17 protein-coding genes are annotated in these 14,558 nt (G+C 55.1%); 14 read left to right on the top strand and 3 right to left on the bottom strand.

Features of this window, described 5'->3' with window-relative positions:
* Positions 1–78 precede the first annotated feature (78 nt).
* Together CJD38_RS09925 and CJD38_RS09930 are read left to right on the top strand one after the other, a co-directional pair.
* On the top strand, positions 79–777 hold the full coding sequence (locus CJD38_RS09925; protein ID WP_161554205.1) for an Abi-alpha family protein: 699 nt from the start codon (positions 79–81) through the stop codon (positions 775–777).
* A gap of 54 nt (positions 778–831) precedes the next feature.
* On the top strand, positions 832–2,076 hold the full coding sequence (locus CJD38_RS09930; protein ID WP_107940168.1) for a DUF445 domain-containing protein: 1,245 nt from the start codon (positions 832–834) through the stop codon (positions 2,074–2,076).
* Between the two features lie 105 nt (positions 2,077–2,181).
* Here the strand turns inward: CJD38_RS09930 and bfr are convergent, their stop codons facing one another.
* From bfr to CJD38_RS09945, 3 genes are all read right to left on the bottom strand, one after another.
* Positions 2,182–2,667, bottom strand: coding sequence for a bacterioferritin (bfr, locus tag CJD38_RS09935; protein ID WP_107940169.1), 486 nt, complete (start codon positions 2,665–2,667; stop codon positions 2,182–2,184).
* Between the two features lie 122 nt (positions 2,668–2,789).
* Positions 2,790–3,023 carry a bacterioferritin-associated ferredoxin gene (locus CJD38_RS09940; protein ID WP_107940170.1) on the bottom strand — a complete coding sequence of 78 codons (234 nt, stop codon included), beginning with the start codon at positions 3,021–3,023 and terminating at the stop codon, positions 2,790–2,792.
* Positions 3,024–3,292: 269 nt separating this feature from the next.
* Entirely contained in the window at positions 3,293–4,741 is a 1,449-nt protein-coding gene (locus CJD38_RS09945) for an aldehyde dehydrogenase family protein (protein ID WP_107940171.1), read from the bottom strand.
* A gap of 347 nt (positions 4,742–5,088) precedes the next feature.
* Here CJD38_RS09945 and rsmG point away from each other — a divergent pair, with 347 nt between their 5' ends.
* The 12 genes from rsmG to atpG all read left to right on the top strand — a co-directional run bounded on the left by rsmG (position 5,089) and on the right by atpG (position 14,517).
* On the top strand, positions 5,089–5,793 hold the full coding sequence (gene rsmG, locus CJD38_RS09950; RefSeq protein ID WP_107940172.1) for a 16S rRNA (guanine(527)-N(7))-methyltransferase RsmG: 705 nt from the start codon (positions 5,089–5,091) through the stop codon (positions 5,791–5,793).
* Positions 5,790–6,578 carry a ParA family protein gene (locus CJD38_RS09955; protein ID WP_107940173.1) on the top strand — a complete coding sequence of 263 codons (789 nt, stop codon included), beginning with the start codon at positions 5,790–5,792 and terminating at the stop codon, positions 6,576–6,578. The genes rsmG and CJD38_RS09955 overlap by 4 nt, the downstream gene beginning before the upstream one ends.
* A 22-nt stretch (positions 6,579–6,600) precedes the next feature.
* Positions 6,601–7,461 (top strand): type 1 glutamine amidotransferase domain-containing protein, encoded by an 861-nt coding sequence (locus tag CJD38_RS09960; RefSeq protein ID WP_107940174.1) that lies wholly within the window; start codon positions 6,601–6,603, stop codon positions 7,459–7,461.
* 20 nt (positions 7,462–7,481) lie between these two features.
* Entirely contained in the window at positions 7,482–8,339 is an 858-nt protein-coding gene (locus CJD38_RS09965; RefSeq protein ID WP_107940175.1) for a ParB/RepB/Spo0J family partition protein, read from the top strand.
* 13 nt (positions 8,340–8,352) lie between these two features.
* Positions 8,353–9,141 carry an SDR family NAD(P)-dependent oxidoreductase gene (locus tag CJD38_RS09970; protein WP_107940176.1) on the top strand — a complete coding sequence of 263 codons (789 nt, stop codon included), beginning with the start codon at positions 8,353–8,355 and terminating at the stop codon, positions 9,139–9,141.
* 274 nt (positions 9,142–9,415) lie between these two features.
* The gene (locus CJD38_RS09975; protein WP_107940177.1) at positions 9,416–9,796 is read left to right on the top strand and encodes an ATP synthase subunit I; all 381 of its coding nucleotides are present in this window, start codon (positions 9,416–9,418) and stop codon (positions 9,794–9,796) included.
* A 34-nt stretch (positions 9,797–9,830) separates the two neighbouring features.
* Entirely contained in the window at positions 9,831–10,703 is an 873-nt protein-coding gene (gene atpB / locus CJD38_RS09980; protein ID WP_107940178.1) for a F0F1 ATP synthase subunit A, read from the top strand.
* A 38-nt stretch (positions 10,704–10,741) separates the two neighbouring features.
* A complete protein-coding gene (atpE, locus tag CJD38_RS09985) occupies positions 10,742–11,017 on the top strand; it encodes a F0F1 ATP synthase subunit C (RefSeq protein ID WP_107940179.1) in 276 nt (91 codons plus the stop codon).
* Positions 11,018–11,056: 39 nt separating this feature from the next.
* On the top strand, positions 11,057–11,527 hold the full coding sequence (locus CJD38_RS09990; RefSeq protein ID WP_107940180.1) for a F0F1 ATP synthase subunit B: 471 nt from the start codon (positions 11,057–11,059) through the stop codon (positions 11,525–11,527).
* Between the two features lie 5 nt (positions 11,528–11,532).
* A complete protein-coding gene (locus tag CJD38_RS09995) occupies positions 11,533–12,069 on the top strand; it encodes a F0F1 ATP synthase subunit delta (RefSeq protein WP_107940181.1) in 537 nt (178 codons plus the stop codon).
* Positions 12,070–12,099: 30 nt separating this feature from the next.
* Positions 12,100–13,638 carry a F0F1 ATP synthase subunit alpha gene (gene atpA, locus CJD38_RS10000; protein ID WP_107940182.1) on the top strand — a complete coding sequence of 513 codons (1,539 nt, stop codon included), beginning with the start codon at positions 12,100–12,102 and terminating at the stop codon, positions 13,636–13,638.
* 18 nt (positions 13,639–13,656) lie between these two features.
* On the top strand, positions 13,657–14,517 hold the full coding sequence (atpG, locus tag CJD38_RS10005) for a F0F1 ATP synthase subunit gamma (protein ID WP_107940183.1): 861 nt from the start codon (positions 13,657–13,659) through the stop codon (positions 14,515–14,517).
* Positions 14,518–14,558 lie beyond the last annotated feature (41 nt).

Here is a 14,558-nt window from a genome sequence, read left to right on the forward strand (position 1 = left end):
AATCAGCGGTAAAACCGCGGGCTGATCGCGTTAACATGGCGCATCAGGCATGTGCGCCGGTGTTTATCGAGGTCTGTCGTGAAAAGCTTACCCAAACCATCCTTGACCAATTCTCTGGTCGGAAAGCTGTTGCAGCGTGTGCCGGGCGGCGAGTTTGCCCAAGAGCAGCTCGAGAAAATCGAGAACCGCGTTTTGCAGGAACTCAAAGGGCGTCTGGATCAGGTTGATCGTGGCCCGTCGGTCGCGGTGCTGAATTTATCGGTGACGCAGAGGGGGCGCGGCAAACCGCGTGCGCCGTCGGACCTGCTGCGGGATTTGCTCGACGCCTCCAATACACAGTCCCGCGACGAAGCGCTGACCGGCTTCCATGCCCGCGTTCTGGCCAGCCTGCTGCCGGATGAGGCGCGCATTCTTTCCCTGCTGTCGGATGGTCGCAGTTTTCCGCTGATCAATATCTCAGCCGGCACGCTGATGGGCTTTTCGCCCCGCACGGTGGAAGAGGGGATTAGCAGCCTTGGCAAATACGCTTCCGTGCGTTGTCCTGAGCTGGTGCCTGTCTATATTCAGCGCCTCAAATTCTGGGGGTTGGTGCAAATCGAGGCGGAAGACAGCGATCAGGAAACCGAGTACCAGATGCTGGAAGCAGACGACGTTGTCCGCAAAGTCATTGCGCGAATCGAAGAAGGCGGCGAACGTGCGCGTATTGCACGCCGGGCTCTGAAGATCTCCGATATCGGCCGCACGCTGTGGTTTGAGTCTAAGGTGGCGAAGGAATAAAGGATCTGTTGCATGCGTGCGGCAGACCAACGATAAAAATCAGGGAAAGCACACATGCTCGATTGGCAGGAAATTTTGCTCGATGTGCAGCGTAATTGGCTGCTCTATCTGTCGATGCCATTCGTGGCTGCGGCGATTGGTTTTGTCACTAAGATCGTTGCGATCAAGATGATGTTTGAGCCGATCGAATTCATCGGCATCAAACCTTATCTCGGTTGGCAGGGCATTGTGCCGCGCAAGGCGGCGACGATGGCGAGCATCGCTTGCGACACGATGACCTCCAAGCTGATCAAGCCAGAAGACATTTTTGATCGACTTGATCCGGATCGTATTGCTGAAGTGATTGAACAGCCGATGTTGCGCGTAGTTGAAGACATCACGCGCGAAGTAGCGAGCCATTATTCGCCCGGGCTGTGGGAAGTCGCGCCAGAGTCGGTGAAGAAGTTGATCATCAACCGTATTCAGGCAGATGCGCCCAATATGATTCGCCAGATCATGATCGACATTAAATCGGACATTCGTTCGGTGTTCGATCTCAAAGACATGGTGGTGTCGAATCTTGTCCGCAACAAGCCTTTGCTGAATCGTATTTTTCAGGAAGCAGGCGACAAGGAATTCAGATTCATCCGCAATTCCGGTTTGTATTTCGGCTTCATCATTGGCTGTGTGCAAGCGCTGACGTGGGCGGGAACGCACTCGCCATGGGTGATGCCACTGTTCGGAGGATTCACTGGCTGGTTCACAGATTGGCTGGCTTTAAAGATGGTGTTCAACCCTAAGCAGCCGACGCGTTACCTGGGCATTTTCGAGTGGCAGGGTTTGTTCTTGAAGCGCCGCAAGGAAGTGTCTGCGCAATACGGCCGTTTAATTGCCAAGGAAATCGTCACGTCGAAGCAAGTGATTGCTGCTGTGCTGCGTGGCCCTTTGTCAGATCGTTTGTTCAACTTGATTCAGAAACAAGTGCAGCGCGTGATTGATGATCAGGCGGGTATTGCCAAGCCCTTCGTCGTGTTCGCAGTCGGCAGCAACAAATATCAGGAGATGAAGACCGTCATCGCCGAGCAAATGATGGAGCGCATGCCGGAAACGATGGCGCACATCGAAGCCTACGCTGAGCAGGCGATGGATCTTGAAAACACGATGGCGACAAAAATGCAGGAGCTGACGCCAGAAGAATTTGAAGCGCTGCTACGTCCTGCGTTTCAACAAGACGAGTGGATTCTGATTACGGTCGGTGCGGTGCTCGGGTTCATGGTGGGTGAAATGCAGGTATTTGTGATGGAGCATTTCGCGCGGTAAAGAGGCCTGCCGCTCCTGCGCATCCATGCGCCTGCGGCATACCGTACATCCTGTACATAAAAAAAGCCGCCAATAACTGGCGGCTTTTTTGTTAATGCGTAACGCTTAACCCGGCGACGGCAATTCGCCCATCGCAGACTGCGAGTAGTTCTGAATGCCCAGCGTCTCGATCAGACCGAGCTGCTCTTCAATCCAATCGATGTGCTCTTCTTCGCTGTGCTGAATTTCCAGCAGCAATTCGCGCGTCACGTAGTCGCGCACGGATTCGGCGTGAGCAATCGCTTCGGTGTAGAGCGGGTGTGCTTCGTGCTCAAGACGCAGATCGCATTGAAGTGCTTCTTTGACGTCTTCGCCGATGTAAATCTTGCCGAGGTCTTGCAGGTTCGGCAGGCCTTCGAGGAATAGGATGCGTTTGATCAGCTTGTCCGCGTGCTTCATCTCGTCGATGGATTCCGCGTACTCGAGCTTGCCGAGTTTCTTCAGGCCCCAGTTATCGAACATGCGCGCATGTAGAAAGTACTGGTTGATTGCGCCGAGTTCGTTCTTTAGAGCCTTGTTGAGGTACTCAAGGACTTTTGCATCGCCTTTCATGGGTGTTCCGGTTTGAATTATGCCGGCAGTGTACCTGCCGAAATCACGGAAGACCAGCGTAAGTTATTGTTACGTAAGGAAAATTAAATGATTATGCGACTGATTCGCAGCGCCTTTACAGCTTAGCGTGCAGCGCTTGCCCAAATTTGCGTAGCTGGGGCTGTGTCTGGCTGCTGCTGCGCTGAGGCTTGGCTCATGAGGCAGGCACCAAGTACTTCGCGTGCAGCTGGTACGCATTTGCCGCAGCCGGTGCCTAGGCCAAGCTCACGCGTGAGGTCACGCAAGCTGCACGCGCCTTCGCTAGCGGCCTGTTTGATCTGTCGGTCGGTGACCGCTTTGCATACGCAGATGTACATGCGGCAACGTTAAATTGAATGCGAATGATTGTCAATAAAGAAGTGCAATAATTTTCATCTACTGCTTGGAATCGGATTTGTTGCTTGGAATTGAGCGCATCTAGTGCGCCTACCGCGTCGCTCCTGCGCATTCGGCAACTGCTCCTGCGTTGCTCTACTTCGGGCATCCATGCCCTCACCTGCGCCCGCGACGTACAGGCCATCCATGGCCATAAAAAAAGCCCGCTGACATCACTGTCAGCGGGCTTTTTGAACTGCGACCAGCGAGGTCAGACGGTCTTTTTAAGGATCGCCACAATCTTCTTGGTGGTGTTGGTGTACGGAGGGAAGAACATCGGCGCCAGTGCGATGCGCGTGCGCAGGACAGCGCGCTCGTGCGTGAACGCCATAAAGCCGAAGTGGCCGTGGGCGCTGCCGATACCGGAGTTGTTGACGCCACCAAACGGCAGGCGACCATGCAGGAAGTGCGCAACCGTGTGGTTGATGCACGTGCCGCCGGCGCTGGTGCGCTGAAGCACGGTCTGAATGTTCGCTTCGGTCTTGCTCCAGATGTAGAGCGCGAGCGGCTTGGGCTGATCGTTGATCGCGTTGATGACTTCGTCGAGCTTGTTGTAGCTGATGATCGGCAGGATTGGCCCAAAGATTTCTTCGGTCTGAATCTTGGCGTCAGCAGGAATGTTCTCGATCAGCGTCGGCGCAACAAAGCATTCTGTTTCGCTGACGTCGCCGCCGAACAACACATTGGCGCCACGCTGTTTGGCGTCTTGCAGCAGTGCGTTAATGCGGCCGGTGTGACGCTGGTTCACAACGCGTGAGAGGTACGGGCTGTTCTTCTGTGCGTCGCCGGTGGTGCCGTAGGTGTTGGACAGGATTTCCTGACAGTTCTTGACGAACTCGGCCTTCACCGACTCGTGCACAAACACATGGTCAGGCGCGATGCAGGTCTGACCGTTGTTGGTGAACTTGCCCCAGAGGATGTTGCGCGCAGCCATTTTCAGATCGGCGCTTGCATCAACGATGGTTGGTGATTTGCCACCCAGCTCCAACGTCACACTGGTGAGGTGCTTAGATGCAGCGGCCATAACAACCTTGCCAATAGCCGGGCTACCGGTGAAGAAGATGTGATCGAACGGCAGCGACAACAGCGTCGTCGACACTGAAGCTTCGCCTTCAAAAATAGCGATTTCATCTTCGGGGAAAATTTCCTTAATGATCTTCACCATCACAGCGGTGAGGTGCGGCGTCATTTCCGAAGGCTTGAGAATGGAAGTGCAACCAGCAGCGATTGCCGAAACTAGCGGACCAAACGTGAGATTGACCGGGTAGTTCCATGGCGAAATGATCAGGCTGCGGCCCTTAGGCTCGTACTGCTTGTAAGCCTTGGTGCCAAACATCAACGGGGTCGGCCAGACGCCTTTAGGCTTCATCCATTTACGGATGTGACGCACAGCGTCGTTGGCTTCCATGATGATCGGCAGAATTTCGGTGAGATCGACTTCTGCTGGCGGTTTTTTGAAATCCTTGTCGCCAGCGTCATAGAACGCTTGCGTGTGAGCGATAACGGCGTCGCGCAGGCGCTTGATTTTGGCAATGCGCTCTTCAGCGGAGCTGGCGCGCAGGCGCAGCGCGGTTTCGCGCTGGCGATCAAACACGCGCCGAATTTCGGCATCCGATGAGGCGGTGTTGGCATTCGGCAAATAGGAAACGGCGGTGTTCATGGAGACTCCTCCAGTAGCTGGGGAACAAGATCAAAATTTAGAGGGCAAGTATAAGCCCCTTTTTAGGCCTAAAGCCCTAGGTAATGGCGAGTGTTACGTAGCTAAAACGAGTAGTGCTTTTTATAAAAAGTAAAAATAATTTATTAATAAAATATAAATTAAAACAGCATTGGAAAGTTTTGAGACCGCGATCAATGCAGTAATTCATATGGTATAGAGCGGAGTCTGCTGGCATTGAGTGCTTATAATGTGTGTCCTTCCCTCGCACAGCGCAGAGCTTCCAAGTCCATGAGTGCCCAAGGTATTCGCCTCACAGTTCTGCAGGACGTTATGTCCTTGCCCGCGGCATGAACTGGGATTCGGACAATGAAGCGCCCGCGCCTGCGGAAAGCCCTTGGCTTGCCGGCTCGATCTCCAAGCGCTTGAGTGCAGGTGCGAAAGAGCTGGGCCTGGATTTGCCAGCGCCGACGCTCAAGCTTTTGCTGGCCTATCAGGCCGAGTTGTTGAAGTGGAACAACGCTTACAACCTCACGGCCATCCGTGATCCGCAAGAAAGCGTGACGCGCCATTTACTCGATTCTTTGAGCGTGCTGCCGCTGCTGAACGATCCTGCGCTAGCCATTCCGGGTCCGCGGCTGTTGGATGTCGGTTCCGGTGCGGGTTTGCCGGGCTTGGTGTTGTCGATAGCCAAGCCTTCGTTGCGAGTCACCACGCTGGATAGCAACGGCAAAAAAGCCCGTTTCATGCGCCACATCGTGCGCACCTTTAAGTTGGACAATGTTGAAGTGATCGAAGATCGCGTTGAGGCTTTTCAGCCCGAGCTAGGCTTTGATTGCGTAGTCAGCCGGGCCTTTTCATCGTTGAACGATTTCTTCGATAAAACCACACATCTGCTCGCAACTGGTGGCGTATGGGTGGCAATGAAAGGCAAACTAGACGCCAAAGAAGCTGCCGATATTCCGGTGGACGTTGAAATTAGGGGATCGCACCGCCTGCGCGTGCCCGGTCTGAATGAAGATCGCCATGCCGTGGTTGCTACGCTAAAAAAATGACTTACATCATCGCAGTCGCGAATCAAAAAGGTGGTGTGGGCAAAACCACCACGTCGATCAATCTTGCTGCCTCATTGGCGGCAACCAAGCGGCGCGTGCTGCTGGTGGACCTTGATGCTCAGGGCAACGCGACGATGGGCGTCGGTGTCGACAAGAGCGCGGTCAAGCTCACTGCGCGTGATGTGCTGCTGGAAAAAGCCAAACCTGCCGATGTGATTTTGCATCTGCCTGAGATCGGCATTTCCTTGATGCCCGCCAATGGCGACATGACGGAAGCCGAAATTAAATTGCGTGATGTGGCCGTGGGTGATTTCGCACTCAAGGCAGCGCTCGCTGAAGTTGCTGATCAGTTCGATTACATCTTGCTCGACTGCCCGCCTGCGTTGTCCAAGCTCACCGTTAACGCACTGGTTGCGGCGGACGGCGTGCTGATCCCAATGCAGTGCGAGTACTACGCACTAGAAGGGCTCACCGCGCTGATGGACACCATCGGCAAAATCAAACGCGTGATCAATCCCAAGCTGGAAGTCGAAGGCTTGCTGCGCACGATGTTTGATCCGCGCAACAACCTCGCGAATGACGTGTCGGCGCAATTGCTTGAGCACTTCAAAGAAAAGGTTTACCGCACGATCATTCCGCGCAATGTGCGTCTTGCCGAAGCGCCGAGTCATGGTCTGTCGGTGATGGCTTATGACGCGCAGTCTTCTGGCGCCAAAGCTTATCTCGCACTAGCGGGCGAGGTTCTGCGTCGTCACGACGGCGGCCAGCTGCGCTTAAGCGCCTGACGCTACGGCGTCGCGGCACACCATGAAAATTATCGTGCCGCTGCCGCGCCGGGATTTTGATCCGACTGAAGCTGCGGTGAGCTGGCGCATTCTGAAAGACGCCGGACACGAATTATTTTTTGCGACAGCAGATGGCAGCGTCGCTGCGGCAGATCCGATGATGATCTCGGGCGAAGGGCTCGATGTTTGGGGCTTCATTCCGGTTCTACGCAAATTACCTTTGTTCGGTTTGATGTTGCGTGCGCAAAAGCCTGCTCGTGACGCGTATCAGCAGATGTGCGCTGATGTGAATTACACACGGCCGCTGAGCTATTCAGCGCTACGCGTAGAAAACTTCGACGCAATGTTGTTGCCCGGCGGCCATGCGAAAGGCATACGCGAGTATTTGGAAAATGCGGAGCTTCAGGCTTTCGTTGCAGATTTTTTTGATGCAGATAAACCGGTGGCTGCGGTTTGTCATGGCGTGGTGCTCGCTGCACGTAGCATCTCGCGCAAAACCGGCAAGTCGGTATTGCACGGACGCAAGACGACAGCGCTCACGTGGAAGCTGGAGAAATCTGGCTGGATGCTGACCAAATATTTCGCGCGCTTCTGGGATCCGGGCTATTACCGAACCTACGATGAAGCGCCGGGGGAAGTGGTCGGCTATCGTGGCGTGCAACAAGAAGTGACGCGTGCGCTCGCAAGTCCCGCAGATTTTCTGGATGTGCCAGCCGATGCGCCGAATCAGTTTTTAAAAACCGGCGGCATGGCGCGCGATACGCTGAATGATTCGCGAGCTGCTTGGGTTGTGCGCGATGGACGTTATGTCTCTGCGCGCTGGCCGGGCGATGTGCATACTTTTGCGCGGACATTTGCCGCGCTGCTGAACGAAAGCCGTTAAGGCAAAAGATACGTAGGGGAATGAGCGTGAGCGTAAAGAAACGTGGATTGGGTCGTGGTCTTGATGCGCTGTTGAGCAGCGTAAGCTCCGAGCCTGTGAGCGAAGTTGAAGCGGGCGACGATCAACGCGAGTTGAGTCTGGCCAGCATGGGGCCGGGCAAACATCAGCCGCGCCGTCATTTCGACGAGACCTCGTTGGCGACGTTGGCCGACTCTATTCGCGCTCAAGGCGTTGTACAGCCGATTCTTGTGCGCCCTGTTGGCGGCGATCGCTACGAAATTATTGCTGGTGAGCGTCGCTGGCGCGCAGCCGGTATTGCCGGGCTCAAATCAATTCCTGCTGTCGTCCGACAGATGGATGACCGCACTGCGCGAGCAGTGGCGTTGGTCGAAAATATTCAGCGCGCCGATTTGAACCCGCTGGAAGAATCCGAAGCGCTGCACAAACTCATCGAAGAGCATGGCCTCACGCATCAGCAGTGCGCAGAATCCGTAGGTCACTCGCGCGCAACTGTCAGCAACTTGCTGCGCTTGATGGAGCTCAATGCCGATGTGCAGGATTTAGTTCGCACCAATCAGATCAGCCTTGGGCATGCCAAAGTGTTGTTGGGTGTTGAAGGCGCAAGACAGTCATCACTTGCCAAGCTGGTGGTCTCTGGCCAGCTGTCAGTGCGCGCAACCGAAGCGCTGGTGCAATCCAAACCTGCTGCGCCAACGGCAAAGCCAGCCGCAACCGCGCCATCATCGTTGGAGTCCGATCTGCGTCAGCGCATTGGCTTGCCGGTCACGCTGCAGCAAAACGACAAAGGTCGCGGCAAGCTCACGGTTGCGTTCAAAAATCAGGCAGAGCTCGACAAGCTGCTTAAAGCGCTGAAGTAAGCAGAAACTCAAAATGCAAAATTACAAAGCGGCACTAATCACGGGCGCGTCATCAGGTATCGGCGAAGCATTTGCTGACGCCTATGCGAAGCAAGGTTTGGATTTGGTGCTGGTTGCGCGCTCCAAAGACAAATTGGATGCGATTGCTGCACGGCTCGCAAAAACTTATAGCGGCCGCCGCGTTGAAGTGATCGTTGCTGATTTGTCGCTGCCGCAGCCTGGCGCTGCGCTGTTGAAGCAAGTGAAAGCCTTGGGCATTGATATCGATGTTCTCGTGAACAACGCTGGCTTTGGCCTCGCCGCGAACTTTCATGAAGATGATCCTGCGCGTCAGCGCGAAATGATCGCGCTGAACGTGAGCGCCGTGGTTGATCTGGCGCAGACATTTTTGCCGCCGATGCTGGAGCGTGGAGCGGGCGCGATTATTAACATCGCTTCAGTCGCTGGGTTCCAGCCGACTCCCTATATGACGATTTACGGCGCGACCAAAGCCTTTGTCCTGTCGTTCAGCGAAGGACTGTGGGCTGAATATCGTAAGCAGGGCATCGCAGTGATTGCGGTTTGCCCCGGCCCCGTGGATACCGGTTTCTTTGCCGCAACCGGCAATGACGCGCTGCTCAAGGCAATTCCTAAGAGCACGATGCTCAAGGCAGAAGATGTCGTTGCCGTCAGCCTAAAGGCGCTTAGGCAGGGCAAGAGCTTTATCGTGCCGGGCATAGGCATCAAGCTGGTAAGCCTGATGCCGCGGTTTATGCCGCGCAAAATGATTGCGCTGGCAGTCGCTAAGACGATGAAGCGTTAAGCCTCTAAATAAGAGGTTCCTTGCCTTCTGAGTGTCATGTAAATGTTGTATAAAAATTGATTAATCAAACAATTTACATTTTTCAAAACAAGCACCTGCGCGCGAATAACGCAGACGGGTATTGGGATTAGCCCGTTTACGCACTAATTGCCACCGCAGTTAATGCAGCGCCGCAAAATGCGTTGACCTAAAGGGGGGCAATCAGTAAACTGCGCGCCCGCTGATAGGCCTGTCTTGTCCGGTTTCAAAAAACGCTCGGGTAGTTCTTAAAACAATGACCCAGATGACCGGATGGAAGAACACAGTCGGTACCGCCATTGCGCTGCAATGGGCTTTGGTACTGATCTTCGCCGTCGCAGCGTGGTTGCTTATCGGTAAATTTGGGGCGCTGTCTCTGTTTCTTGGAGGCGCGGCAGTAGCACTGCCAAATGCAGTGTTGGCACTGTGGTTGACGCTGAGGTTGCGTAGCAAGGGAGCAGTTGGGGCGGTCGGAATGATGTCCGGCGAATTGCTCAAGCTGGCTTTCACCCTCGCCGCCATTGTGCTGGTAGCAGTAAAGCTCAAGCCCGAACTGTCGTGGCTGGCGATGCTGATCGGAGTTGTAGTTGCGCTGAAGGCGCAATGGCTGGCTCTCTGGGTTACTCGTCGCTACTAGATAGATTAAGACTAAGGTTTAAGACGAAATTAATATGGCCGTTGAAAACGCAGATCATGCAGCAGCAGGCGCGGAACACGCGCTAACGCCCGCGACGTATATCGGGCATCACCTGTCGTTTTTAAAGCACTCTGTTAATCAGGGTGGCGGTTTCTGGACTCTGCACCTTGATACGCTGATCACCTCGATCATTCTCGGTACGGTTGTATTTGGTTTTCTTGCTTGGGTTGTACGCGGCGCTACCGCCGGCGTTCCGGGCAAGCGTCAGGCCTTTGTTGAAGTCTGCGTCGATTTTGTTAACGACCAGGTTAAAGGCATCTTCGACAAGAGTTTCTCCTTTGTTGCACCACTGGCCCTCACCGTATTCGTGTGGGTATTCGCGATGAACGCGATGGACTTCCTGCCGGTCGACATCATTGCCAAGGGCCTGCACATGGTCGGCGTCAATGAATTCCGTATGGTGCCTACCTCCGACGTCAACGCTACTTTCGCGCTGGCCCTGTCGGTTTGGTTCCTGATGATTTTCTTCGCGATCAAAGCCAAGGGCTTTGGTGGCTTTGTTCACGAATTGTTCTTTGCCCCATTTGGCGCACCTAAGCTTTCGGTTAACCCGATCAGCTGGATTCTGGTGCCGCTGGCGATGTCGGCAAACTTCCTGTTTCAGATGATCGAGTACATCTCGAAGCCGCTTTCGCACAGCCTGCGACTGTTCGGCAACATGTACGCCGGCGAAATCATCTTCCTGCTGCTGTGGATGCTGGCTTCAACCGGCCCCCTCGGCGCTTTCTTCGGTGCTCTGTTCGGCACCGGTTGGGCGATCTTCCATATTTTGATCGTTGCCCTGCAGGCTTACATCTTCATGATGTTGACGGTTGTCTACATCGCGATGGCTCACGAGCATCACTAACTTAATTTTTTAACCAGTCGTTTAAAGAGGAATTGCAAATGGATCACGTCCAACTTCTCGCCATGATTCAGGCTAGCACCAGCATCGGCATCGGCCTGATCATCGGCCTCGGCGCTCTCGGCGCTTGCGTCGGCGTAGGCATCATGTGCTCGCGCTTCCTGGAAGGCGCTGCTCGCCAGCCAGAATTGGCTCCTATGCTGCAGGCTAAAGTGTTCCTGCTCCTGGGTCTGATCGACGCTTCCTTCATCATCGGCGTTGGTCTGGCCATGATGTTCGCGTTCGCAAACCCGCTGCTGTCTGTCATTCCTCAGTAAGATTTTTGACAGAACCGCGATTACGGAACAGGTGTAGGTATGGATATTAATCTGACCTTGATAGCGCAGGCGGTTGTTTTCGCCGCGTTCATCTGGTTCACCGCAAGGTTTGTTTGGCCGCCGTTGATGACGCTCGTAGAACAGCGTCAGAAGACGATTGCCGATGGCCTCGCTGCTGCTGAGCGCGGCATGAAGTCGCTGGAAGATGCATCGTCGCGTAGCGACGAAGCACTGAAGGCTGCTCGTGCTCAGGCTCAGGACATTCTCGCTGCTGCTAACAAGCAGGCCACGCAGATTGTTGAGCAGGCAAAGACCACGGCAAAAGGCGAGGGCGATCGCATCGTCTCCGCTGCACGCGAAGAAACCACGCGTGAAGTGAACTCGGTCAAGGAACAGCTGCGCAAGCAGGTTGGCGAACTGGCTGTTGCTGGTGCGTCCAAAATCCTTAAGCGCGAAATTGATGCGAAGGCTCACGCCGACGTCCTCAACGACCTCGCAGCTCGCGTCTAAGCGCCATGGCCGATCTCAGCACTCTTGCACGTCCTTACGCCAAAGCGGTTTTTGAGCTGGCGCGTGATGGCAAATCGCTGAAAGAGTGGTCTGCACAACTTGCAGCCATCTCCGAAGCGGTTGCGAATCCGCAGCTCTCGCAGCTGATCGGTCACCCAGCATTGTCGCGCGCAGAATTGGCCGACGTGTTGGGCAAGGCGCTCAGCAAGGATCTCAACGCTGAAGGCCAGTCGCTGATCAAGCTGCTGACCGATAACGGCCGTTTGAAGACTGCTGCTGCGATTGCCGAACAGTTTGAAGCGTTGCGCGCTGAAGCCGAAGCCCGCGTCGAAGTGGAAGTGACCACTGCGACCAAGGTTGAAAAAGCTCAGCAAGACGCACTCGCTTCAGCGATTCGCAAACGCCTTGATCGTGACGTTGCCATTGCTTGGAACACCGATGAGTCCTTAGTAGCAGGTGCGGTGATCCGCGCTGGCGACATGGTCATCGACGGTTCCGTTCGCGGCGAGTTGGAAAGACTGCAAACCGCGCTCACGCGCTAAGCAGAAAAGAACATTCAGGAATAGCTTCCCATGCAATTGAATCCTTCGGAAATCAGCGACCTCATCAAGAGCCGCATCAAGAATTTTGATGCAGTGACTGAGGCCCGCAACACCGGCACCATCGTTAGCTTGCAGGACGGCATCTGCCGCGTGCACGGCTTGTCCGATGCACTGCAAGGTGAAATGCTCGAATTCCCCGGCAACACCTTCGGCCTCGCTCTGAACCTTGAGCGTGACTCTGTCGGCGCCGTTATTCTCGGCGACTACAAGCACCTTAAAGAAGGCGACACGGTGAAGACCACCGGCCGTCTGCTCGAAGTGCCAGTTGGCGAAGCACTGCTCGGCCGCGTTGTTGACGCGCTCGGTCAGCCGATCGATGGCAAAGGCCCGATCGCAGCTTCCGGCACCTCGCCAGTTGAAAAGGTTGCACCAGGCGTTATCGCTCGTCAGGGCGTTAGCCAGCCAGTTCAGACCGGTTACAAGTCGGTCGACTCGATGGTTCCAATCGGTCGCGGTCAGCGCGAACTGATCATCGGTGACCGTCAGACGGGTAAAACCGCGATGGCTATCGACGCCATCATCAACCAGAAGAACTCGGGCATTAAGTGCGTTTACGTTGCGATTGGCCAGAAGGCCAGCTCTATCGCTAACGTCGTACGTAAGCTCGAAGAGCACGGCGCCATGGCTAACACCATCGTCGTCGCCGCTTCGGCTTCCGAATCTGCAGCGCTGCAGTTCATCGCACCGTACTCCGGTTGCTCGATGGGCGAATACTTCCGCGATAAGGGTGAAGACGCGCTGATCATTTATGACGACCTCTCCAAGCAGGCCGTTGCTTACCGTCAGGTTTCGCTGTTGCTGAAGCGTCCTCCGGGCCGCGAAGCCTATCCTGGCGACGTGTTCTATTTACACTCGCGTCTCCTTGAGCGTGCAGCCCGCGTTAATGCCGACTACGTCGAGCAGATGACGAAGGGCGCAGTGAAGGGCAAGACCGGTTCTTTGACCGCTCTGCCTATCATTGAAACGCAGGCTGGCGACGTTTCGGCATTCGTTCCGACCAACGTGATTTCGATCACCGACGGTCAGATCTTCCTCGAAACCGACATGTTCAACGCTGGTATCCGTCCTGCTATGAACGCCGGTATCTCGGTGTCACGCGTCGGTGGTGCAGCGCAGACCAAAGTTATCAAGAAGCTCGCCGGTGGCGTGCGTACCAACTTGGCGCAGTACCGCGAACTCGCGGCCTTCGCACAGTTTGCGTCCGACCTCGACGAAGCAACCCGTAAGCAGCTGGAACGCGGTCAACGCGTCACCGAGCTGATGAAGCAGAAGCAGTACGCTCCTATGTCGGTTGGCCAGATGGCCAGCACCTTGTACGCCGTTGAAAAAGGCTACATCGACAAAGTTGACGTCACCAAGGTTCTGGCTTGGGAAGAAGGTTTGCATCAGTACCTCGCTACCAGCCAGAAGGCTGTGCTCGACAAGCTGAACACCGGTGACTGGAGCGACGCTATCGAAGCCGACCTCAAGGCAGCGATGGACGCTTACGGCAAGCAGGCTGCGGTTTAATTTCTTAAGAGATAGACAGTGGCCGGCGCTAAAGAAATACGTACCAAGATCAAGAGCGTAAAAAATACGCAGAAGATCACGCGCGCGATGGAAAAAGTCGCCATGTCGAAGATGCGTCGTGCGCAAGAGCGTATGTCGCTTGCCCGCCCGTACGCCGAGAAAATTCGTCGCACGCTGGGACATCTGTCGCAGGCAAACCTCGAGTACAAGCACCCGTTCACGGTTGGTCGTGAAGTGAAGAAGGTTGCTTATCTCGTGGTCTCGTCAGATCGCGGTCTTTGCGGTGGTCTCAACGTCAACACCTTCCGCGCCGTCACTCGTGATGTGCGCGAATGGAAGGCCAAGGGCGTTGAAGCTGAATTCGCACTGATCGGCAACAAGGCTCAGGCATTCTTCAAGCGCATGGGCGGCAAGGTTCTGGGCACCGTGGGTAACCTCGGTGACAAGCCAACGATCGAACAGCTGCTCGGCACCATCAAGGTGTTGTCGGACGCTTATCGCAATGGCGAAGTGGATCGCGTGTATCTCGTGTCCTCGAAGTTCGTGAACACGATGACGCAGCAGTCGACGATTCAGCAGTTGCTCCCTGTTGAGCCAGTCAAGACCGATGGTCTGCTGAGCCACTGGGATTACCTGTATGAGCCAGACAGCGTTGAGCTGATGGACACCGTGTTGCAGCGCTATATCGAATCGCAGGTCTACCAAGGCCTGATCGAGAACGTGGCATGCGAACAATCTGCACGTATGGTCGCGATGAAAGCCGCTACCGACAACGCAGGCAAAATTATTAATGGGCTGCAGCTCGTCTATAACAAGGCGCGTCAGGCCAACATCACCAAGGAACTGTCCGAAATTGTCGGCGGCGCCGCGGCTGTTTAAATAAATTTTTATGTACGGGGCCGTTAGGTCTCGTTTGAAAG

Origin of the sequence: Stenotrophobium rhamnosiphilum, assembly GCF_003052265.1 — a bacterium.
Classification (GTDB): Bacteria; Pseudomonadota; Gammaproteobacteria; order Nevskiales; family Nevskiaceae; genus Stenotrophobium; species Stenotrophobium rhamnosiphilum.